Annotated in this window: 13 protein-coding genes, 2 tRNA genes and 1 pseudogene; 7 read left to right on the plus strand and 9 right to left on the minus strand. The window is 67.7% G+C overall.

Going from position 1 to position 22,908, the window contains the following annotated elements; all coding sequences use genetic code 11:
- Positions 1-58: 58 nt before the first annotated feature.
- From E3T55_RS09120 to E3T55_RS09135, 4 genes are all read right to left on the minus strand, one after another.
- Positions 59-132 (minus strand) — tRNA-Met (locus E3T55_RS09120).
- 109 nt (positions 133-241) lie between these two features.
- Positions 242-318 (minus strand) — tRNA-Met (locus tag E3T55_RS09125).
- Positions 319-404: 86 nt separating this feature from the next.
- Complete coding sequence (locus E3T55_RS09130) at positions 405-3,326, minus strand: UPF0182 family membrane protein (protein ID WP_174775452.1); 2,922 nt, start codon at positions 3,324-3,326, stop codon at positions 405-407.
- 135 nt (positions 3,327-3,461) lie between these two features.
- Complete coding sequence (locus tag E3T55_RS09135) at positions 3,462-4,586, minus strand: YlbL family protein (RefSeq protein ID WP_134519235.1); 1,125 nt, start codon at positions 4,584-4,586, stop codon at positions 3,462-3,464.
- A 302-nt stretch (positions 4,587-4,888) separates the two neighbouring features.
- Between E3T55_RS09135 and E3T55_RS09140 the strand changes: the two genes are divergently transcribed.
- The 3 genes from E3T55_RS09140 to E3T55_RS09150 all read left to right on the plus strand — a co-directional run bounded on the left by E3T55_RS09140 (position 4,889) and on the right by E3T55_RS09150 (position 8,509).
- Positions 4,889-6,214: a zinc-dependent metalloprotease gene (locus tag E3T55_RS09140; protein WP_134519339.1), complete on the plus strand. Its 1,326-nt coding sequence runs from the start codon at positions 4,889-4,891 to the stop codon at positions 6,212-6,214.
- 188 nt (positions 6,215-6,402) lie between these two features.
- Positions 6,403-7,413 carry an alcohol dehydrogenase AdhP gene (adhP, locus tag E3T55_RS09145; RefSeq protein WP_134519340.1) on the plus strand — a complete coding sequence of 337 codons (1,011 nt, stop codon included), beginning with the start codon at positions 6,403-6,405 and terminating at the stop codon, positions 7,411-7,413.
- A gap of 196 nt (positions 7,414-7,609) precedes the next feature.
- Positions 7,610-8,509, plus strand: a complete 900-nt coding sequence (locus tag E3T55_RS09150) for a hypothetical protein (protein WP_134519236.1) — start codon at positions 7,610-7,612, stop codon at positions 8,507-8,509.
- On the opposite strand, the gene E3T55_RS09155 is transcribed toward E3T55_RS09150, so the two are convergent.
- Together E3T55_RS09155 and nudC are read right to left on the minus strand one after the other, a co-directional pair.
- The gene (locus E3T55_RS09155; protein WP_134519237.1) at positions 8,400-10,169 is read right to left on the minus strand and encodes an ATP-dependent helicase; all 1,770 of its coding nucleotides are present in this window, start codon (positions 10,167-10,169) and stop codon (positions 8,400-8,402) included. The genes E3T55_RS09150 and E3T55_RS09155 overlap by 110 nt on opposite strands.
- A 30-nt stretch (positions 10,170-10,199) precedes the next feature.
- Positions 10,200-11,156, minus strand: coding sequence for an NAD(+) diphosphatase (nudC, locus tag E3T55_RS09160; RefSeq protein ID WP_241992973.1), 957 nt, complete (start codon positions 11,154-11,156; stop codon positions 10,200-10,202).
- Between the two features lie 285 nt (positions 11,157-11,441).
- On the opposite strand from nudC, the pseudogene E3T55_RS20760 reads away from it, so the two are divergent.
- Positions 11,442-12,080: pseudogene (locus E3T55_RS20760) on the plus strand (phosphotransferase); the annotation flags it as partial.
- 311 nt (positions 12,081-12,391) lie between these two features.
- On the opposite strand, the gene E3T55_RS09170 reads toward E3T55_RS20760, so the two are convergent.
- Together E3T55_RS09170 and E3T55_RS21025 are read right to left on the minus strand one after the other, a co-directional pair.
- Entirely contained in the window at positions 12,392-15,973 is a 3,582-nt protein-coding gene (locus tag E3T55_RS09170; protein WP_134519240.1) for an ATP-dependent DNA helicase, read from the minus strand.
- Complete coding sequence (locus E3T55_RS21025) at positions 15,970-19,608, minus strand: UrvD/REP family ATP-dependent DNA helicase (RefSeq protein ID WP_134519241.1); 3,639 nt, start codon at positions 19,606-19,608, stop codon at positions 15,970-15,972. The genes E3T55_RS09170 and E3T55_RS21025 overlap by 4 nt, the downstream gene beginning before the upstream one ends.
- Before the next feature lie 96 nt (positions 19,609-19,704).
- Here E3T55_RS21025 and E3T55_RS09180 point away from each other — a divergent pair, with 96 nt between their 5' ends.
- Both E3T55_RS09180 and E3T55_RS09185 read left to right on the plus strand, forming a co-directional pair.
- Entirely contained in the window at positions 19,705-19,929 is a 225-nt protein-coding gene (locus E3T55_RS09180) for a DUF3107 domain-containing protein (protein ID WP_134519242.1), read from the plus strand.
- Positions 19,930-19,937: 8 nt separating this feature from the next.
- Complete coding sequence (locus E3T55_RS09185; protein WP_134519243.1) at positions 19,938-20,246, plus strand: hypothetical protein; 309 nt, start codon at positions 19,938-19,940, stop codon at positions 20,244-20,246.
- A 134-nt stretch (positions 20,247-20,380) separates the two neighbouring features.
- On the opposite strand, the gene E3T55_RS09190 is transcribed toward E3T55_RS09185, so the two are convergent.
- Complete coding sequence (locus tag E3T55_RS09190) at positions 20,381-21,013, minus strand: ferritin-like fold-containing protein (protein ID WP_241992974.1); 633 nt, start codon at positions 21,011-21,013, stop codon at positions 20,381-20,383.
- Positions 21,014-21,241: 228 nt separating this feature from the next.
- Between E3T55_RS09190 and E3T55_RS09195 the strand changes: the two genes are divergently transcribed.
- Positions 21,242-22,828, plus strand: coding sequence for a DEAD/DEAH box helicase (locus tag E3T55_RS09195; protein ID WP_134519245.1), 1,587 nt, complete (start codon positions 21,242-21,244; stop codon positions 22,826-22,828).
- Positions 22,829-22,908 lie beyond the last annotated feature (80 nt).

Raw genomic sequence — 22,908 nt, forward strand, 5'->3', positions numbered from 1 at the left:
GCCCGGAACCACTGGTTCCGGGCCTTTCTGGTGTTTCTGGTGTTTCTGGTGTTTCTCGTTGCGGGGACAGGATTTGAACCTGCGACCTCTGGGTTATGAGCCCAGCGAGCTACCGAACTGCTCCACCCCGCGCTACTGAACTAACTATACCCCCTGATTCGAGGGCCGCTGACCACCCGCCGGTGGCAACAGAAAAGTCCCGATCTCTTTCGAGACCGGGACTTTTCTACTGCATCTATCTTGGTTGCGGGGGCAGGATTTGAACCTACGACCTCTGGGTTATGAGCCCAGCGAGCTACCGAACTGCTCCACCCCGCGCTACAAGATTTAGGTTAGCACACCCCGGTGACCGGGTCGTACCACCGCCGGTTCGGCGGGGCACGACCCAGCTACCTGTTGAGGTTCTACTCGCCGAGCAGGGCGAGCATGCTCGCGATCGTCTCGGTGAGTTTCGCGTCAGCGACACCGAACGCGGCGAAGTCACCGGAGCTCAGCGCGGCCTGCTTTTCGGCGAGCGCCGTGTTGGCGACCTCGAGCAGAGCCTTGAGTTCGGCATCCGTCGCCGGGTCACCGGTCGAGGTGGCCCCGTCGGTGGCGCCGTCCGTTGCCGTCTCATCGGTCGGGCTCGTGGTCGAGATGTCGTCCTCGGTCACGGGCACCTCGGTGTCACCGGCCGCGGCTCCGGAGTCGCCGCCGAAGAGCACGTCGAGAGCGGAGTCGAGGGTGTCCTCGAAGGCGATCTGGTCTCCGAAGGCCACGAGCACCTTCTGCAGCAGCGGGTAGCTGGTGTCACCCGTGGACTGCACGTAGACCGGCTGCACGTAGAGCAATCCGCCACCGACCGGGAGCGTCAGGAGGTTGCCGTTGAGCACCGTGGACGATCCCTGTCGCAGCAGGTTGAGCTCGGTGGAGACCGTCGGGTCACCGTTGAACTGGTTCTGTACCTGGCCGGGGCCGGGAACGGTGCCGTCCTTGGGCAGGGTGAGCAGTCGCAGCGTTCCGTAGTCGTCATCGCGTTCACCGTCGACGGATCCCGCATCCGCGTTCACCGACAGGTAGCCGGTGAGAACGTTTCGGCTGCCCTCTCCCGAAGCGTTCGGCTGGAAGGTGGAGTAGAGCGAGTACGACGGCTCGTCCTGGTCGGGCATCTGCATCGTCAGGTAGTACGGCGGCTGCAGTGTCGGGTTCGCGGCCGGCGACGCCGGGTCGTTGGGCGAGGTCCAGGCGTCGTCCTGCGAGTAGAACGAGCCGGGCTCGGTGACGTGGTACTGGCCGAGAATCGCGCGCTGAACCTTGAAGAGATCGGCCGGGTACCGCACGTGGCTCATCAGGTCGCCGGTCATGTCACTCATCGGCTTGACCGTGGAGGGGAAGATCTTCTGCCAAGTCTGCAGCAGCGGCTCTTCGTCGTCCCAGGCGTAGAGGGTGACCTCGCCGCTGTACGCGTCGACGGTGGCCTTCACCGAGTTGCGCATGTAGTTCACGCTGTCGAGCGCGAAGGGCTGCGCCGGGGTTTCGGTGTCGGCGATGGCGTCGCTCAGGCTGACCGGCGTCGAGTACGGGTAGCTCGCCGAGGTCGTGTAGCCGTCGACGATCCACTTGACCCGACCGTCAACGACGGAGGGATAGGCGTCGGAGTCGAGCGTGAGGTACGGCGCAACCTTCTGCACGCGCGTGACGGGGTCGCGGTCGTACAGCACCTGCGACTCGTCATTCACGGAGTCGGCCAGGAAGATCTGCTCCGACTGGAACTTGAGCGCGTAGATGAGCTTCTTGAAGGCGTTGTCGAGAGCCGGGCCGCCGTCGCCGTCGAAGGTCGTGTAGGTCTGGCCGGCTCCCTCTTCGCCGGACGGGTAGTCCAGCTCGATCGGGTCTGAGCCCTCAGGGGCACCGACGATGGAGTACTCGGGCGAGGTCTCACCGAAGTAGATGCGCGGTTCGAACTTGCCGAGCTCACCGGTGGTCGGGATGCCCGACTCGAGGAACACGGGCTGGCCGTCGGCCGAGCGCTGGTTGCCGTAGGCAGCAACGACGCCGTAGCCGTGGGTGTAGATGGTCTTCGAGTTGACCCAGGTGTTGCCGTCGTTGAGGCCGTCAAGGTCGAGGTCACGCACGGCAACCACGGTGTCCTGCGTCTTGCCGTCGATCTCGTAGCGGTCAACGTCGAGGTTGGCGGGGAACTGGTAGTACTGACGGAACTGTTCGAGTTGACCGAAGGAGTCGCTGACCAGAGCCGGGTCGAGAATACGGATGTTGGCGGTCGTCTCGGCGTCTTCGCGCAGGGCTCCGGGCTCGGCGGTGGTGACGGCGTTGTACGGAATCTCGTCGACATCGGCGAGGCCATAGGCATCACGGGTGAGGTCGATATTGCGCTCGATATACGGCGACTCAAGCGACCGGGCGCTCGGGTCGACCTGGAAGCGCTGCACGACCCAGGGGTAGAGGGAGCCAATCAGCAGGCTGCTAATGATCAGCAGCGCGGTGCCGATGACCGGCAGGCGCCAGCGACCGATGATCGCGGTGACGATGAAGAGCACGGCGACGAGGGCGGCGATGCCGGCCAGGATTGCCCGGCCGGGGATGGTCGCGTTGACCTCGGTGTATGCGGCACCGGTGATCAGGTCGCCCTGAGCGGTCAGCGTCGAGTACTGGTCGAACCAGATGCTGATGGCCTGCAGAAACAGGTAGAGGCTCGCGGTGACGGCGATCTGTACTCGGGCTGCCTTGCTGATGAGAACCTCACGGCCGCTCAAGCGGATCGAACCGTAGAGGTAGCTCGTGGCCACCGCGACGAGCGCTGCGATGAGCACGACGGCGGATGCGAAGCCCAGCACGGCCTGATAGAACGGCAGGTCGAAGAGGTAGAAGGCAATGTCGAAGCCGAACTGCGGGTCGGTCTGGCCGACGGGCGTGCGGTTGAGCCACATCAGAATCGGCTGCCAGCGCGTGGCAGCGGCGACTCCGGCGAAGAGGCCGAGGAGCGCGGGGATGCCGTACATGGCCAGACGGCGCAGCGGCTCGATGACCTGCTGGTAGCGGTCGAGCTGTGAATTCAGCTTGGCGTAGACGGGGCGCATGCGGTACGCGAGCTGGATGCTCACCCAGACCGGCACGGACATCGCGATGAAACCAATGACGAACAACACCGCGCTGGCAATCCACTGGGTGGTCAAAACGTTGACGAACCCGAGTTGGTCGAACCACAGCACATCGGTATACAGTCCGGCGAAGATAAAGAACAAGATCACCAGCCCGGCGATGATCGCTGCCGTGATGGCGAGCGGGGCTCGGCTCCGGGGAGGAGCGCTGGCGGAAGATGAAGTCACGAATTGGCCTCTTGCTCTAAGTGGTCGGGTCGCCATCCATCTTAGACAAAAGGTGCCCGTAGCCGGGCCTCAAGCACTACACAGAACTCCCGGTTCGCTGAGAATTCGGTCTCGATCCGGTCACTACCTGGACTGCTAGGCGGCCGGGCAGGACGGCAGGGCGCTTGTGTCGCCGCCGGCCGCGAGGGCTTCGAGGGCAGTGACCGCCTCGTCGAGGGTGTCGACGGCAAATACCGTGAGTCCGTCGGGAATGTGGCCGGTCACCTCGTCGCAATTGTCAGCGGGGGCAAGAAACCACTCGGCGCCGGCTTCGTCGGCCCCGTAGAGCTTCTGCTGGATGCCGCCGATCGGTCCGACCTCGCCGGCCTGGTTGATGGTGCCGGTTCCGGCGACGTTTTCGCCGCCCTGCAGAGCTCCGGGGGTGAGCTTGTCGATAATGCCGAGGGCGAACATCATCCCCGCGCTCGGACCACCGACGCGATCGAGCTGAATCTTGACGTCAAACGGAAAGTCATACTCCGTGGTGACGCTGATGCCGACGATCACGGCCCCGTCCACCTCGATCGGAGTCACCTGAACGTTCTCGGCCTCGCCGTCTCGCACGATGGCGACCGTTGCGGCATCCGCCGTTCCGTTGTCCTGCAGGGCCAGCCGGAGTTCGGTGATGTCACGCACCGACACACCGTTCACCGAGACGACCTGGTCGCCGGCCTCGATGATGCCGTCGGCCGGTGAACCGTCGGCGAGCCCGACGACAGAGACGGTCGTCGGGTAGTCGTAGCCGAGATGTGTGAGGGCCGCGGCGACGGAGTCGGTCTGGGAGTTCACCATAGCGGTGGCGTTCTGCTCTTCGCGCTGCTCGGTCGTGACGTCGGCCGGATAGACGTCATCGAGCGGCAGCACGGCCTCGCTCGGGTCGAGCCAGGCCCGAGCGACGGCGAGCCAGCTCGGACGGTTTTCCCGGTTGCCGACCACCGATACGGTCAGCAGATCGAGACTGCCCTCGGTGGCGTACACCGTTTCCCCCGGAATCGTGATGAGTTCGGTCTCACCGTCGGGGTCGCCGTCGTCGCTGTCAGCGCTCGGCACCGTTCCGAGGGTGTTGTAGACCGGCCCGGGGCGTTCGATGACGTAGGGCGATGGGGTGAGGCCGAGGATCACTCCGGCGACGAGTGCGACGCCGAGGATGACCCAGCCGGTCGTACCCGAACGCCGGGGCCGCCGGGGGCTGGCAGTCGGGTAATCGCTGAAGAGAGCCACGGCTCACCTTTCACATGTTCGGGAGCGGTGTTGGGAAGATCGCGGTGTTCGCGACAGGCGGACACCGAAGCTCTTTAGCCTAGGACATTTCCCAGTCGCACCGGATTTCTCCGACTAGCGTAGAAGTACGCAACTGAGAGGTGCCTGACGTGGCCGACAACTCCCGACCCAATGACGACCAGAACGACGACGGGCTCAACGATGACGGCCTGAACAGCGACGACGGTCTGAACAACGACGACGGTCTGAACAACAATGCCCGAAACCCAGGCGGCCAGAATCCCGAGGACGAATTTCGGGACATGCTTCAGAACATCCTCTCGGGCAAGTCGACGATCGATCCGAGCCAGCTGGCCGGCGTCGCCGGACTGCCGAGCGACCCCGCCAGCATCGCCGCACTCATGAGCCAGCTGCAGGGTGCCTTGCAGGGCGCACAGTCGGGTACCGGCGCGATCAACTGGGACATCGCGCTGAAGTCGGGTCAGGAACGTGCCGCCACCGGTCAGCTGACGCCCACGACTCAGGAACGCACCCAGCTCGACCAGGCCTTTCACATCGCGGCGCTCTGGCTCGACGATGTGATCTCGGTCGCCGAACTGACCGCCGTGCCGCGCCTGCTGACCCGCAAGGAATGGGTGACCGCGACCCTGCCGCTCTGGAGCCAGCTGGCCGAACCGGTCGCGACGAGCATCTCCGAGTCACTCACGCGGGTGCTCACCGATCAGGCCCCCGAAGAGCTGCAGGGCATGATCGCCAACGCGAGCCAGATCGTGCGCAGCATCGGCGGAACCCTCTTTGCGATGCAGCTCGGCCAGGTCGTCGGACAGCTCGCGAGTGAGGTCGTCTCGGGTGGTGACGTGGGCATTCCACTGCTCGACGACGGTCAGGCCGCACTGCTCCCCCAAAACGTCGCCGAGTTCGGCGACGGCCTCGACGTTCCCACCGACCAGGTACAGATCTACCTCGCCGTGCGCGAACTCGCCCATGCGCGACTCTTTCGCCACTCCCGCTGGCTGCGCCTGCACCTGATCAGTTCCATCACCGATTTCGCGCACGGCATCACGATCGACTCGAGTCGGCTCGAAGAACTCGCGTCGGGCTTCGACCCGTCGAACCCCGAAGAGCTGCGCGAGGCGATGCAGAACGGTTCGCTCATCCCGCCGAAGTCCGAGGCTCAGCTCGCCGCGCTGGCGCGACTCGAAACCATGCTCGCGCTCGTGGAGGGCTGGGTCGACGTGGTGACGGTCGAGGCGACCAGCCGGCTGCCCAAGGCGGATGCGATCAACGAGACGGTCAAACGCCGCCGAGCATCGGGCGGTCCGGCGGAATCGGCGTTTGCGACGCTTGTCGGTCTCGAACTGCGTCCGCGGCGGTTGCGCGAGGCCGCCGCGATGTGGCAGGCGATCACGGATGCCGTGGGCAACGAGGCGAGGGACGCCCTCTGGGCGCACCCCGATATTCTGCCCACAATGGCCGACCTCGACGATCCTCAGGCCCTCGTCGCCCGGCTCACGAATGCCGCCAGGGGCGAAGCGGCCGAGCTCGACGACGTCGACCAGGCCCTCGAAGACCTGCTGCGCGACGACGGCGCGGAACGCCCCAAGGAAGAACGCCCCAAGGAAGACTGACCCGGTTGCGGGCGCCCCCGAACGGGGATGATCCGCCCGCAACCCGGCGCAACCTTGGCGCAACCTTGACCGACCTAGCCTCTTCATTACGGACAGAGAATCCCTAACGAAGGAGTTAGCACATGACTGTTTACGCCCCCGAGACCACGGCTCGTGTCGAGCCGGCCGGAGACGCCCGCGCGACCCGAATGCAGGCGGCGGTGGTGACCGAATTCGGCACCGACCTTTCCGTCGAAGAGATCACCGTTCCCCAGCCGGCCACCGGCCAGATCCTCGTCAAGCTCATCAGCAGCGGCGTCTGCCACACCGATCTGCACGCGGCCGAGGGCGACTGGCCCGTCAAGCCGACCCTGCCGCTCGTTCCCGGACACGAAGGCGTCGGTACCGTCGTCGCCCTCGGCAACGGGGTCACCAACCACCACGTCGGCGACATCGTCGGCAACGCCTGGCTCTGGTCGGCCTGCGGTAACTGCCAGTACTGCCGCACCGGCTGGGAGACGCTCTGCGAGTCTCAGAAGAACGGCGGCTACGGCGTCGACGGCTCTTTCGGTGAGTACATGCTCGTCGACGCCCGCTTTGCGGTGAAGATCCCCGAGGGCAGCGACCTGATCGAGATCGCCCCCGTGCTCTGCGCCGGCGTCACCGTTTACAAGGGCCTGAAGATGACCGAGGCCCGCCCCGGCCAGTGGGTCGTGATCAGCGGGATCGGTGGTCTCGGCCACATCGCCGTGCAGTACGCCAAGGCCATGGGGTTGCGCGTCGTTGCGGTGGATGTCGCAGACGACAAGCTCGCTCTCGCCACCAAGCACGGCGCTGAAATCGTGATCAACGCCCTGAACGAGAACCCGGTCGAGGCCGTGCAGCGCCAGACCGGCGGTGCCCACGGTGTGCTCGTCACGGCCGTGCACCCGGCCGCCTTCGGCCAGGCGATCGGCATGACCCGTCGCGGTGGCACGATCGTCTTCAACGGTCTGCCGCCGGGCGACTTTCCCGCACCGATCTTCGACATCGTGCTCAAGGGCCTCACCATCCGCGGCTCGATCGTGGGAACCCGCCAGGACATGGAGGAGGCCCTCGCCTTCTACGCCCGCGGCGAGATCCACCCGACCGTGTCGACCCGCTCGCTCGGGGAGATCAACGACATCTTCGACGAGATGAAGCACGGCAAGATCGACGGCCGCGTGGTCATCAAGTACTAGCTCACGCCCTGAGAACACCCGGGTCGAGCACCCGGCTCGAGCACCCGCTCACGAAAACGCACTTCTGGTCGCCATCACCCGGTTTCATCCGCGGTGTGGCGGCCGGGAGTGCGTTTCTCTCGTGTCGGCCCACGTTCTCGTGAGAAAGCCTGTGGACAACCCGGCGGCATCGGCTGTGCGTGTCTAGGGTGACGGCATGGTCATTCGCATTGATCCCCGTATCCCGTTGGTCTGGCGCACTCCCGACACGTTGCAGCTCGGCGTCGACCACCCCGTGGTCGTCACGGAGGTGAGCATTGCGCTCGAACGGGTCGTGGCCGCGCTGTGCTCCGGTATCCCCCTGGCCGCTGCACACCTGCTCGGAGTGGATGCCGGGGCGACCCCGGCGCAGGTGAGCGCGCTGCTGGCAACGCTTGGCCCCACCCTCATCGATACCCAGGCCGCGGGCCGCTCCCCGGCGGGCGTGGCAGCACCGGTCTGCATCGACGGCGATGGTCCCACCGCGAATCGGTTGCGCCGGCTGCTCGACGAGAGCGGTGTTGCGGTGTGTTCGCGTACCGAGAACAGCTTCGGCGCACCAGCAACGGATGCGGCAACGGACGCGGCCACGGACGCGCCCGGCGGCATCGCACTCGCCGTTGTGCTCGGCCATTACGCGCTGCGCCCCGGGCGCCACGAGTTCTGGCTGCGCCGCGACGTGCCGCACCTGCCGGTGGTGTTCAGCGACACCGAGGTGCGCATCGGCCCCCTCGTGACGCCGGGTCGCGGGCCGTGCCTCTACTGTCTCGAGCTCGCCCACACCGATGCGGACCACGCCTGGCCGCGCATCGCCAGCCAGCTGCAGGGCGCAACGGCTCCCACCGAAACGACCAGACTCAGCATCGACGTCGCCGGCCGCACGGCCGGGCACGTGCAGGAGTTTCTGACCGGCCGGCGAACACCGCTGGTGGCGCACTCCCTCGGGATCAACGAAAGATCGGGCGCGCTTACGCTCCGCGCGCACCATGCGCACGGGTCGTGCGGATGCCGAGCTCTTCCAGAAAACGGGACCGCTCCCGAGGAGCACGCTGCTGTGGGCCGGAGGCCGCCCAGCTGAGGGCCAGTCGGGTTCTGGCGCGAGTGATACCCACGTACAACAGCCGGCGTTCCTCATCGACCTGCAACGGCCCGGCGGCATAGGTGATGGGAACGAGCCCTTCGCTCAGGCCGATCACAAAGACAGCCTCCCACTCCAGGCCCTTCGCGGAGTGCATGGTCGACAGGGTCACCGCCGACACCGTCGGCTCGTGCTGCCCGGCCTGGCGCTCCATGAGCTCGTCGGTGAACTGCCGGAAGGTTGTGCCGGGAGCCGCCTGGTCGACGAGGCCCATCAGCGCGTTGAGGGATTCCCAGCGATTGCGCACCGCGCCCGGGGCATCCGGAGAGGTTTGGCTCCAGCCGAGCGAGCGCAGCACATCGCTCACGGACTTGAACAGCGGCTCACCGACGATCGACACGGAGGCGGCCCGCAGGCTCATCACCGCCTGTTTGACCTCGGGAAGGTCGAAGAATCGTTTGGATCCGCGGATCTGAAAGCTGACACCGAGGTCGCCGAGCGCGGCTTCGAGCACCGCGGCCTGCACGTTGATGCGAAATAGAATGGCGATGTCTTCGGCACGGGTGCCACCGGCGATCAGATCGGCCACGGCCTGGGCGATGCCGCGCGCCTCGGCTATGTCACTCGCGAAGTCGCGGATGACGGGCACCGTGCCCGCGTTCGCGCCGACTCCTGTGCCTGCGCCGGTGCTCGTGCCCGTGCCCGCAGCAGCGGCCTGCAGGGTCAGGGCGCCTGGTCGCCCGCGCATGAGCTGGTTCGCGGTGGCCACGATGGCGCCGGTCGAGCGATAGTTCTGTTCGAGGCGCACGACGGTTGCGTCCTCGTAGCGCCCGGGAAACTCGAGCAGATACTCGCTTCGGGCCCCGGCGAAGGAATAGATGGTCTGGCTGGCGTCTCCGACCACGCAGAGGTCACGGCGTTCACCGAGCCAGAGCAAGAGCAACGAATGCTGCAGGGGTGAGACGTCCTGGAACTCATCGACGACGAAGAAGCGGTACTGTTCCCGCACCTGCAGGGCGACGGATGGCTCGGCCTCGATCATGCCCGCCATGGCGAGCAGCACGTCTTCGAAGTCGATCTGTTTGCGTTCGTCTTTCAGGCGTTCGTAGCGTTGCTGCATGGCGACGACCTGATCGAGGTCGAGCCGTCCGGGCAGGGCGCGGCCGCCGATTCCAGCCCCGTACTGTTCGAGGCTCAGGCCGCTCGTCTTGCGCCACTCGATCTCGGCGGCGAGGTCGCGCAGGGTCGCGGTGTCGATCTTCAGGTGCAGGGTTTCGGCGACGTGTCCGAGCAACCGTGCCTTCCCGTCGAGGATGCGCGGCGCCTGGCCGCCGACCACGTGCGGCCAGAAGTAGTTGAGTTGCGACAGTGCCGCCGCGTGGAAGGTGCGCGCGGCGACCCCGCCGGCGCCGAGCTGGCGCAGTCGTCCGCGCAGTTCGGCCGCCGAGCGCGACGTGAAGGTCAGCGCCATGACCCGGTTCGGTGCGTAGGCGCCCGTCACGACCCCGTAGGCGATGCGGTGAGTGATGGCCCGGGTCTTGCCGGTTCCGGCGCCGGCGAGCATGCAGACCGGGCCGATCAGGGCCTCGGCCGCCACGCGTTGCTGGTCATCGAGCCCGGCCAGCAGCCCGTCGGGAGTGGTGTCGGCACGGTGGTTCATGCGGCGAGGTCCGTCACTGCGCGAGCCCCATCACTGCGCAAGCCACTGTTCGATCATCGCGTGGGCGATCGACGAGGGCCCGGGAAGCATCAGCCAGCTGGCCTCGGCGGCACGCAGTTCCGGCCGGGTGAACCAGCGCAGGTCGAGAATTTCCGCGCCGTCGGGCGCGAGCGCCGTGGGATCCTGGTCGTCGGCGACGCGCGCGGTGAAGCCGCACATGATCGAGGCGGGGAACGGCCACGGCTGGGAGCCGAGGTAGGTCGCGTCGGTCACGCGCAGCCCCGACTCCTCGAAGGATTCCCGAACCACGGCGGCCTCGAGCGACTCCCCCGGCTCGACGAATCCGGCCAGCAGGGAGTACCGATTGTTCTCCCAGAGGGCGTTGGATCCAAGCAGGAGCCGATCGGCGGCATCCGTGATGAGCATGATCACGGCCGGGTCGGTGCGCGGAAAGATCTGGCTGCCGCACGCGGTGCAGCGACGCACCCAGCCGGCCGATTCGATCGACGCCGGCGCGCCGCAGCGGGGGCAGAAACGGTGCGAGTGGTGCCAGTTGCGCAGGCCGAGGGCCTCGACAAAGACCCCGGTGTCGCGGTCGCCGAGCACCGCGGCCAGGTCACGCAGACTCTGCCAGTGGGTGACCTCCGGATCGAGATCCAGCGCCTGTTCCTCGGTGAGTTCAACGGCGAGAAGCGGCGTACCGACGGGCTCCGCGGCCTGCGGATCGACGGACCGGCCGAGGTAGAGCACGATCGTGTCCGCGCCCGGCGCGGGCAGGTTCGCGGCCGGCACACATGCCAGCTGCGGCGGGCTCGCCTCGCCGGGGCGCACGAGCGCCTTGCCGTTCCACAGGGCGACCACGCGTGTGGCGGTATCCGCCCACAGAATGGCAATCAGGTCGGCCCGGGCACGCGCCTCGTGGTCGCGGTCCACCAGGTAGCGGGACAGCGGCAGCCGCGCCGTGAATTCGAACGACGGCGCATCCAAGGACTGGGAATCTAAGGACTGGGAATCTAGGGACTGGGAATCTAGGGACTGGGAATCTAACGACGTGGATTCGAACGACATCCGGAACTCCGCAGGGCTGCTTGGGGGGCACAGAGACGGTGCCGAAGTGGTGTGGGGGCGTGGCGAACGACCACCATGGAGGAAAGTCGACCTAACCTAGTAGGCATGGCCAGATCTCATCTCACTCTAGCCGCGTTGGCTACTTCTGCTCTGCCGGGCCTCGACGTGGCCCGCACCCGTAAGCACAGTCACGGCAGCACCGGCATGTTCGATTCCGCGCTGCTGGTCGACCGTGACGGTCGCGAGCTCATCATTCGGGTGCCGATGACCCAATCGGCCGAAACCGAACAGTCCGCCGACCTGCTGGCGCTGCGCGCGCTCACCGTCGGCAACCGCAGTCGGCTGCCCTTCGACGTGCCACAGTTCGTGGGCCAGACCCCCGCCTCCGGCACCCGCGCGATCGTCTACGAGATGCTTCCGGGGGATTCATTCGCTGCGGATGCCCTCACCGCGCACGCGGGCGTCGCCGGCTCCATCGGCCGGGCGATCGCGGCGATTCATGCCCTGCCGACCGCGTTCATCCAGGCCGCCGGACTGCCGCAGCAGAGCGCCCAAGACTGCCGCACCGGCGTGATCGACCTGATTGATCGGGCGGCCGCGACCGGCTTTCTGCCGGCGGCGCTACTGCGCCGCTGGGAGCAGGCGACCGATGACGATGCTCTGTGGGGCTTTGCCGCCTGTGTGGTGCACGGTTCGCTGTCGGCCGATTCGATCCTGATCACCGACGACGCCGTCTCGGGCGTGCTGGGCTGGGCCGGCCTCAGCGTCAACGATCCCGCCCGTGACCTGCACTGGCTGCTCGCCGCCCGCGGTCACTACGCCGAAACCGCGATGGACACCTACATTGCCGCTCGGCAGGGCGGCGACGCCCACATCGTGCAGCGCGCCATGCTCTACGCCGAACTCGAACTGGCCCGGTGGTTGCTGCACGGGGTCGACAGCCACGACCAGGCCGTGATCGACGACGCGATCGGCATGCTCGACGGACTCGTCGGCACGGTTCACGACCGTTCGTCTCAGCCACTCTCCCCCGAGACCGGCCCGATCATGACCGTGAGCGACGTGGAGAGCATGCTCGACGACATCCCGAGCGGTGCCCGCGGAAACGGCCAAAACGGCGCTCTGCACACCGACAGCACGATGCACACCGACAGCTACGACGGCGACTTCACCGAAAGCGACTTCGCGGATTCAGATTCCGGGTCGGACGCCTTGAACGACTCGGATAATGCGCCCGCTTCCGGCACAGCGACCGACGCCCAGGCTGCCCGCAGGTCGTCTTCGGAGTAGAGCCGGTCGGGGGCGATGATCGTGTCGTCGGCGACGAAGTAGAACACGGCGTCGACGATGTCGGGGTCGATGCCCTTCCAGCGCGCATAGGCGAGACGGTAGAGCGCGAGCTGGGTCTGCTTGAGTTCGAGGTCGGCGGCGTTCTTCGGTGCCCGCCCGGTCTTCCAGTCCACGACCTGGTAGCCGGTGGGGGTCTCGTAGACGGCGTCGAGTTTGCAGACGAAGACCTGCTCGGCGAGTACCAGGTGAATCTCGATCTCCACGTCGACCGGTTGCCGCGAAGCCCACGGCGATTGTTCGAAGGTGCGCTGCAACACGGCGAGCTGCTCGAATTCGCGCGAGGGATCGTCGCTCCCGGCGCCCTCGAGCAGGTCGCCCTCGAGCAGGTCGGCATCATCGAGGTCGAACAGGCCGGCATCGACCCGGTCGCCCGATGCGAGCCCGCCCGAACGCTGTTCCACCCACGAGTGGAAGAGCGTACCGAGCCTGGTGGCTCGGTACGGGCGCTGCGGCATGGGACGCGCGAGCCCTCGGCTCACCGCGGCCGCATCGTCGACGTAGTCCTTGAAGCGCGAGGCCGGGATGCGCACGGGCAGTTGCAGGTCGATGCCGCCGGCCAGACGCAGCGCGCGCTCTTCAAGCAGCAGGGTCACCTCGCGTGCCCACTCGGAGCCGGCGGCCGTGCGCGGCGCTGGCGCTGGCGGGGCAGCATCCGTGGGCGCAGCATCCGTGGGCGCAGCATTCGTCTTTGCCGCGTCCGTCTTCGCAGCATACGTCTTCGCAGCATCCGTCTTCGCAGCGTCCGCTGCCTGCCGGGCGGCAGTCACGAGGGCGGCCGCGGCTTCAACGACCGGGCGGCGGGTTCCGAGCGGATCGAACGGCCACGTCTCCCGCAGGGTGTCGGCGGACGCGGGCTTGTCGGTGTCAACGCTCCCTTCAGGCAGGGCCGGGATGAGTCCGGCCTCTGCGAGCTCGACGAGGTACGGACTCGGTTTGCGCACTGTGCTGCCTGAGGCCCAATAGGAGCCGGTCAGCAACAGGGAGTGCTGCGCGCGAGTCGTCGCGACGTAGATCAGGCGGCGTTCCTCGGCATCGTGCCGGGCGGCGAGTTCGTCTTTGAAGGCGAGAAATTCGGTCTCGTACGAGAGCTGGGTGTCGTGCTGTCCCCAGCGCAGTTCGGGCAACTCTGACCGGTCGCCGCGAAACGGGTAGGGCAGTTCGCCGAAGCGCAGCCAGCCGGTGACCTCGCGCGCCGGCGCGGGCAGGCTCTTGGCGGTGAGATTGGGAATGGCCACGAAGTCCCATTCGAGACCCTTCGCACCGTGGATTGTGAGCAGTTGCACCGCGCCCGGCTCACCCGGTTCGGGGCGTGGGCCGAGATCGTCGTTGCGCTCGGCGCGGGTCAGCCAACGCAGAAAACTGCCGAGGGTGCCCTGTTCGTCGCTGTCTAGGAATGCTCCGACCGTGTCGTGGAAGGCGTAGAGGTTCTCGAGCCCGCGAGTCTCATTGGCGACCAGTTCGATGTCGAGGCGCAGCTCCTGCTCGATCAGGCGCACGAAGTCGAGCAACGGCAGTCCGGCCCGGGAACGGAAGAACGCCAGCTGACGGCCGGCGTTGCGCAGCCGCTCGCGGCCGGTCTCGCTGAAAGCGAGAAGCTGACCGTGGGTCGGAGCGGCCGTGGCCACAAAATCGAGGGCGTCAACGAGGGAGCGGCCGTCGTCGGCGACGACGGAGTCCCGCAGTCGGGCGCGCACCTCGTCGCTGACCTTCTTCTGGGCCCAGTCGTGGGTGGCGAGCCAGCCGGCGACCCCGGCGAGCGCCTGCAAGTCGCGTACTCCGACCCGCCAGCGCCCTCCACTGAGCAGTCGCACCAGTTCGCTGCCGGCGGCCGGGTCGTGCACGGCGCGCAGCACGCTGATCACATCGGCCACCTCGGGGGTGGAGAGCAGCCCGCCGAGGCCGAGAACGTGCGCGCGTACCCCGTGTTCGCGCAGCACCTCCGCGAAGAGGTCCATCTCGCGGCGGGCACGAAACAGCATGGCGCCGGTCTTATCGCTGCCGTTTGCACTGCTCTGATTGGCACTGGTCTGATTGGCGCTGCTGTGATTGGCGCTGCTCGGCAGGCGTGCGGCGAACCAGGCGGCGACCACGCGGGCCTCCTCCGCGATGGTCTCGACCATCGCGGCCTCGACCGTGCCCTGGGCCTTGCCGGGCGGTGTCTTCAGGGTGTCGACCTGAATGCCGTTCGGCTGGGCGCGCAGCTGGTCGCTGAGCGGGGCGACGAGGGTGTTGGCGACGCCGAGAACCGTGACGGGATTGCGCCAGGTATAGGACAGGCTCATGGCCGGCGCTTCGTCGTTGGAGAGACCGGCGAAGCTGCGCGAGAAGCCGAGCAGGTTGGCGGAGGACGCGCCGCGCCATCCGTAAATCGACTGGTGGGGATCGCCGACGGCCATCACCGGGTGGTGGGCGAACAGGGTGTGCAGCAGTTCGGTCTGCAACACCGAGGTGTCTTGGTATTCATCGAGCAGCACGATGCGGTACTGATCGCGATAGCGGTCGACGACGCTCTGCACCTTCTGGCAGACCTGCAGGGCGAGGGCGACCTGATCGGAGAATTCGATGAGTCCGAGACGGTGCTTTTCGGCGCCGTAGCTCGCGGCCAGCCGGGCGAGCACGGGCAGCGGGGCCACCGCGGCGAGCGAATCGGTGACCGAGGCGTAAGGGATCTTCTTGCGCGGTGAGCCGTAGGGCAGGTCGACGAGGTAGTCGAAGCCGGCGGCGAGGCCGGCTAGGTCGTGGCCTGCGACGTTGCGACTGGCGGGGTTCTCACCGGGCACGAAGGCTGGCGGGTTTTCGGCGAGGGCGCGACTCAGGGCGAGCACGGCATCCGTTACCGCGTCGATCTTCTTGCCGAAGGGCACGAGTTGGCCGTCGCCGTGCGTGATCACGACCTGACGGGCGAGAAGCCAGGCCGAGTTCTCGTCGAGCAGTACCGACTCGGGCTCCCGACCCAGCAACAGCGCGTTGTCGCTGAACAGCCGGCTCGCAAAGGAGTTGTAGGTGGAGACAACCGGGGTGTTGAAGAGGTCGGAACTGTCGCGCGTGAAGGTGTCGGCGGCCAGCTCGGTGGCGGCGGGAACGGGCAGTAGGCCCGCGGCGGCAAGCTCGCCGATGCGCTTGTTGATGCGCTCGGCGAGTTCCCCGGCGGCCTTGCGGGTGAAGGTGAGGCCGAGAATCTGGTCGGCGCGGGCGTGCCCGTTGGCCAGCAGCCACAGCACCCGGTTGGCCATGGTCTCGGTCTTGCCGCTGCCGGCACCGGCCACGACGAGGGTCGGTGTGAGCGGGGCCTCGATGACGCGCTGCTGTTCGGGGGTCGGCGGCGGCATTTTCAGGGTTGCGGCGATCGTCAGGGCCGAGATTGGCTGAGGGACAGTAGCGGTCATGAGCTCACCTGTTTGATGATGTGGATGCGGCAGGCGCCGAAGGAGCGCGGGTCGAGGCAGTGGCTGGCGATTTCGGCCTGAAAGACGGCGCCGCCCATGGCCGTGGCGTCGTCGCCGACCCGGGTACGGAAGGCGTCGAGTTCTTCGGAGGTGAAGACCTGCTGGGTGGGGTTGCGGTAGTTCTGTTTCTGAGTGCCGGAGGAGACGATCACGAGGCGGGCACCGGCGAGGTCCATGCCGGGTTCGACACCCGCGATCAAGCCGTCGGCGAAGGCCAGCTGATAGGCGCCGAGCTGCGGATGGTCGACCACGCCCGTGTCACCGGTGGGGTCGCCCTTGCCCGTTTTCAGATCAACGATCACCGCACGTCCGTCGGCGAGTCGTTCCACCCGGTCAATCGTGCCCGAGAGCACCGCGCCACCCACATCGAGGGTGAAGCGCCCCTCGGCGCTCAGCAATTCGCCGCCGGAGCGGTCGAAGTCGCCGAGGTAGGAGGCGAGCCGATCGGTCAGGGCTCGCGCCTCGACCTTCTGAACCTGGGACTGCCAGTCGGAGTCGAACACGAGCTCGCCCCAGCGTGCCTCCACCGCGGCCCAGAGCGCATCCGGGGTGCGGGCCGCCGGATCAGCGGGCGGGGTGTCTTCCATCGCCTTGTGGATGATGGTTCCGAGGTTGGCTGCGGTGTTGGTCGTGCCGCCGCCGATCTGGCCGATCAGCCAGTGCAGGGGGCAGGCTTCGAAGGAGGCCATCTTCGACGGGGAGACTCGCATCTTCTCGTCGCCGGCGTCGGGGTCGTTGAGCCGCTGGAGCGTGCTGGGCTCGGTCAGGCCGTACCATTCGGCCGGATCGGCGCCCGCGACCCCCTCGGCGGCGAGGCGGGCAAGTGTGGCGGCCTCTTCGATGGCGCGCAGCGAGACGGACGCGCCACGGTCGGCCGCACGGTCGACAGCACGGTCGGCCGCACGGTCGGCCGTGCGCACGGCATCCGTCACCTCGCGGCGCAGCCGGCCGACCATGCCGCGCAGCGACAGCGGGAACCGGCCGAGCGGTGCCGGATCGGCCGCCGGCAGCAGGCGCAGAAAGACGGAGGGCTGGTTGTCGTCGTTGCTGATGGCGGTGACGAGCAGCTCGTGGCGGGCGCGCGACGCGGCCTGCGCGAACATGCGCAGTTCGTCGTGCAGCACGGCGAGGCGGGCAGCGCCGCCGTCTGAGACGCGAGGGGCGCCGGGCTCCGTGGGGCTCGCTCGCACGGCCGGTTCGCCGACTGCGGCGAGGGCAAGATCGCCGGCGCCGAGAAGCGAGCCGCGAATGCGCAGGTCAGGCCAGACATTTTCTTGCACCCCGGCGAGCACGACGATATCGAATTGCTGGCCGATGGTTCCGCTGCCGGTCGAGACGGTGACGGCATCGCCGAGCGACCGGGGTGCGAGTGTGTCTTCGGGAACGTCGGTGTCGACGAGGTGCTCGAGAAAGAGCAGCGGCGGAGCGGCGGGGGTGCGCTCCACATAGCGCTGCGCCGCGGAGAACAGGGCCACGACCGCGTCGAGGTTGTGATTGGCCTCGTCGGCGCCGATGCCGGTGCCCTGGGCCTGATCGAACCAGGTGGTGGCGAGGCCGCTGCGGGTCCACAGCCCCCAGAGCAGTTCTTCGATCGTGGCCCCGGCGGCATATTCGACGGATGCCGCCGCCAGGCTGGCCCCGCAGGCCGCGGCCCGGCGGGCCGTGCGGTTGTCGATGCGGTCGAGGGTACCGGGCACGGTGAGCGCGGCGACAAGCAACTCGTCGGGACTCCGGGCCGGCGCCGCTGCCGCTGGCGCGCTCTGGGGGGCGGTGCCGGCCGTGCTGGCGGGGCCATGCAGCGTGTCGGTGTCGGCGTCGGTGCCGGTGCCGGTTTCGGTGTCGGTGTCGGCGTCGGTGCCTGTATCGATCTCGGTGTCGGCGAGGTCGATCAGGCGCAGCGCGGCGCGCAACCGGCGCAGGGTGATGGGGTCGAGGCCGCCGAGCGGGCCGCGCAGCAGCTCCACCGCCGCCTGAGCGTCGAGCGTGCGGCGGCCCAGGGTCACGTCGAGCGCCAGAATGAAGGCCCGCACCGCGAACTCGTCACGCAGGGCAGTCTGCGCGGTCGCCACCTGGGTGGGCACCTCGAGGGCGGCGAGGCCTTTCGACAGCGCGGGTACGAGCGAACCCGTGCGCACGATCACGGCCATACGCGACCAGGGCACCTTGCCCAGTACATGGCGCTCGCGCAGACGGCGAGCGATCACCGAGAGCTGGTCGGCCGGGCTGGCCACGACGACCGTCTGCACGGTATCGGTCGGCACGGCATCCGTCGGCACAGCATCCGTCGGCACAGCATCCGTCGGCACAGCATCCGTCGGCACAGCATCCGTCGGCACCGCATCCATCGACACCGCATCCATCGGCATAGCGTCGGTCGGCACCGCATCGGCGGCCATCTCGGCGGCGACGCCGGCACGCTGCGGGCCGGCTGCGGCCGCTCCGATGCGGCTCGTGATCTCGCTCACTACGCCCCGCACGGTGGGCCCGTGCCGGTAGACCGTGTCGAGGTAGAGCGTGCGAACGGCGCGAGTCTGCGGGCGCTGGCCCGGCGCTGCGGCACCCTGAACGACACGACCCTGAGCGACACGACCCTGAGCGACACGGCCCTGAGCGACACGACCCTGAGCAAGCCCGGCCAGATAGGTGCCCAGGCGACCGAGGGCATCCGGATGCGCACCGTGAAAAGAGCCGGTGCTGATGTCGGGGTCGCCGAAGAACACGATGGTGACGCCGCGAGCCGCGAACTGGGCCAGCAGGGTGAGGGTGGCCTGCGTGACCTCCTGCGCGTCGTCGACGATGAGCAGTCGCAGCCCGGCGAGCGTGCCGAGAGTCGCAGCACCGGCCGCCCCCGGAGCCGCGTCGTGCACGACGGCGGCCGCGAACTGGGCCAGTTCGGTGGAGTCGAACTGTCCGGGGCGGGTCTGGTCTTTCACCTCTTCATAACCGCTCACGAACTCGGCGGCCGCCACCCACTCCGGCCGACCGGCCGTCTGCCCGAGCGCGGCCAGGCGGGCGGGGGTGACCCCGTATTCCACGGCCCGCATCATGAGGTCGCGCAGTTCCGTTCGGAAGCCACGCAGGCGTCGCACCTCGGGGCCGAGGCTCGCCGGCCAGTTGGGGCCGGTGTTCTCGTCGAGGTGCCCCTGCAGCAGTTCGGCGATGATCTGGTCTTGCTCGCCACCGGTCAGCAGCGTCGGGCTCGGGCGTGCGGCCTGTGTTTCGGCGCCCTGCACGAGCTGAAAGGCGATGGAGTTGGCGCTGCGGGCCATGGGCCCGTTGGTGGGAATGGCGAGTCGCAGGGCGAGTCGGTCCCGCAGCGCGGTCGCTCCGGTGCGGGTCGGTACGAGCACGAGCACCTCGCTCGGCGAGTAGCCGCGACCCCGCACCCGATCGGCAACAAACTCAACGAGGGTGGTGGTCTTGCCGCTTCCCGGAGCCCCGATCACGGCGGCGCTCTCGCCGTCGGCGAGGTTGAGTACGGCGAGCTGCGCCGGGTCGAGCAGGGCCTGGTCGAGCAGGGTCTGCTCGAGCGAAACGTCGGGCTGCAGGGTGGTTTCGGGCGAGGGGCTGGTCACGTCTGCAACGGTACAAGGTTCCGCCGACAGTGAACTCGGTCGGGTCGGCGCGCCGTTCTGCCGTACTCTGAGCGGAGTCGACGAAAGGCATACCTGGTGGATATCCGCATTGGCATTTTCAATTCCCCCCGTGAGATCGGTTTCGAGACCTCACAGCCCGCAACGGTCGTCGAGGAAGCGGTTGCCGCTGCCCTCGCGGACCAGACCGGGTACCTCAAGCTCAAAGACGATAAGGGCCGCGTCTATATCGTGCCCTCGGTCGGCCTCGCCTACGTGGAAATCGGCTCGGAAGAGTCTCGCCGCGTCGGTTTCGTCGCGTAACTCCCCTCGTGGAACTGCTGTTCGTCGCCCTGGGCGGAACCGTTCTGGGCCTGGCCGCACGCTATCTGCTGCCCGGCCGGTCCACCCAGGGATCGGTCCTGATCCCGGCGATCGGCACCGCCGTCGCCTCGCTCGTCTGGGTCGCTCTGACCTGGCTCGGCTGGGCCTACGACGGCGGCTGGATCTGGGCGGTGTCCCTGGTTGTGGCCGGCGTCGTATCCGTCGTGAGCGATATTGTGCTCACTCGCACCCGGTCGCTCTCTGACCAGCGGATGCTGCACACGCTCGTCCACGCGGGCACGCCGGCACCTCACTAGGCTCAGCACCGCACTAGGCGCAGCACCGCACTAGGCGCAGCACCGCTGAGAAACGCACAAAGCACCCTCGTTGCTCGCGACGAGGGTGCTTTTTTCGTGTGTCACCGGATGCCGGCGGTGCGTCAGGCGGTGCGTCAGGCGGTGAGGCCCAGTCCGTCCATGCGGCGGGTGTGCGCGGCGATCAGATCGGTGAACACCGGTTCGATGCGCAGCTCGGTGAAGGCATCCGCTTCGGACGCCGGCATCGCCGAACGCGCGACGAGCAGCGTGTCGCCCACGAGGCGTCGGCCCCACATGGCCAGGCGCGAACCGAGAGCGGGCTGGGACGCGATGGCGGTCTGCAGTTCGCGCACGAGCACCTCCGTGCCGGCGTCATCGCCCAGCAGCTGGGCGATGCGGGGGCCCACGTCCCGCGGCAGCCCGTCGGAGAGCCGAATGAAGAAGTCATCGAGCAGGCCCCCCGTGAGGTAGCAGCTCAGCAGCAGTTCGTGCCAGTCGGCGCCGTGCGTCTTCGCCCGGAACGCGTCGAGGGCGGGCGCGAACGGAGCCATTTCGGTGGCCGGGTCGGCCTCGCGGCGACGGATCTCGGCGACCAGTCCGTGGTGCTTGGACAGCGCACGGCCGGCGGCGGCACTCAGCCCCTCCTTCGCGGCGAGGTCAGGAGCGGTGAAGACCGCCCGGGCCAGGGTTTCGAAGGCGCCCAGCTCGCAATAGGCCGACTGACCGAGAAAGTGGTTCAGCGTCGGGGTGAGCGAACTGATATCCATTTTGGTTGTCGGTTTCGCTGCACCACGCGTGCTGAGGCGGGGAGTCTCCGTGCGCGGCGGGCGTCGACCAAAGCTGGGGTTCACCTGCCCAGCATAGGACAGCGCGCCTCCCGGGGGCTGCAGACGACACGGGTAAGATGGCCTCACGTCACCGACACGGTTCGGTGACCCTGCGCCTAAGACAAAAGATGGCGCATACCGCTTCCAGCTACTGACAGGCATACATTCGTGACTTTCTCCGAACTCAAAATTGACCAGGACATGGTCGACTCCCTTGCCGCCAAGGGCATCCTCGAACCGTTCCCGATTCAGACCCAGACCATCCCCCTCGCCCTCGCCGGCCAGGACATCATCGGCCAGGCCAAGACCGGCACCGGCAAGACCTTCGGCTTCGGCCTTCCGGTCATTCAGCGCCTCGGCCTGAACCCGGAACCCGGTGTGCAGGCCCTCATCGTGGTGCCGACCCGCGAACTGTGCGTGCAGGTCTCCGAAGACCTCGAGCTCGCTGCCCGGGGCCGCGACACAAAGATCGTGTCGATTTACGGCGGCAAGGCGTACGAGGGCCAGATTGAACAGCTCAAGGCCGGCGCGCAGATCGTGGTCGGCACCCCCGGCCGCCTGCTCGACTTGGCCAGCCAGCGTCTGCTGAGCCTCGCCAACGTGCGAGAGATGGTGCTCGACGAGGCAGACAAGATGCTCGACCTCGGGTTTCTCTCGGACATCGAGAAGCTCTTCGCGCAGACCCCGGCCGACCGCCACACGATGTTGTTTTCGGCGACGATGCCGGGCCCGATCGTGGCACTCGCCCGCCGTTTCATGAACCGTCCGATTCACATCCGCGCCACGGATCCCGATGAAGGCCTCATGCAGGCCAACATCGAACACCTCGTCTACCGCGCACACAACATGGACAAAGATGAAGTCATCGGTCGCATCCTGATGGCTGAGGGCCGCGGCAAGACCGTGATCTTCACCCGCACCAAGCGTGCCGCCGCCAAGCTCGTCGAAGAGCTCGGCGACCGCGGCTTCAACGCCACGGCGGTACACGGCGACCTCAACCAAGAGCAGCGCGAGCGCGCCATGGCCTCGTTCAAGGCCGGCAAGAAAGACATCCTCATTGCAACGGATGTCGCGGCGCGCGGCATCGACGTCGAAGACGTCACCCACGTGATCAACCACACCATCCCCGAAGACGACAAGGCGTACCTGCACCGCGTCGGTCGCACCGGACGCGCCGGCAAGACCGGTATCGCGGTGACCTTCGTCGACTGGGACGACCTGCACAAGTGGGCACTCATCAACAAGGCGCTCGACTTCGGCGTGCCGGAGCCGATGGAAACGTATTCCTCGTCGCCGCACCTGTATGCCGACCTCAACATCCCGGTCGGTTCGAAGGGGCGTCTGCGTGCCACTCCCATCAAGGACGTCGTCGCCGGCGCACCCGCCGGGCGGTCCGACGGCGCTCGCTCCGGTTCGCGCTCCGGCGGTCGCGGCGCATCCGCCGGCCGCGGTGACGGGCGCCGTGAGTCAGGTCGCACCGAATCGGGTCGTACCGAGTCAGGTCGCACCGAGCCAGTGAAGACGGATGCCGCGCGCGGCACGTCCACGCGCCCCGACGCTGCCCGCGCCGGCGACCAGACCACGGACCGCCCCACTCGTACCCGCGTGCGCGTCGGCTCGACCACGAACCCCGACGCGCCGGCTGCTACCCCCGCCGCCGGCACCCACGACGGGGGCGGCGCCGAGCACCACGACGGCAACAGCGCCCCGCGTCGCCGCAGCCGCAGCCGCGGCCGCCGCTCCCCCCAGGAGTAAGTCGGACCGCCCACCCCGGACGATGTGATCCTGCTCCCTGAATCTTCCCGATGGGTGTGGCTAAATCAGGAAATCCGAGG

Source organism: Cryobacterium frigoriphilum (assembly GCF_004403305.1).
Lineage (GTDB): Bacteria > Actinomycetota > Actinomycetes > Actinomycetales > Microbacteriaceae > Cryobacterium > Cryobacterium frigoriphilum.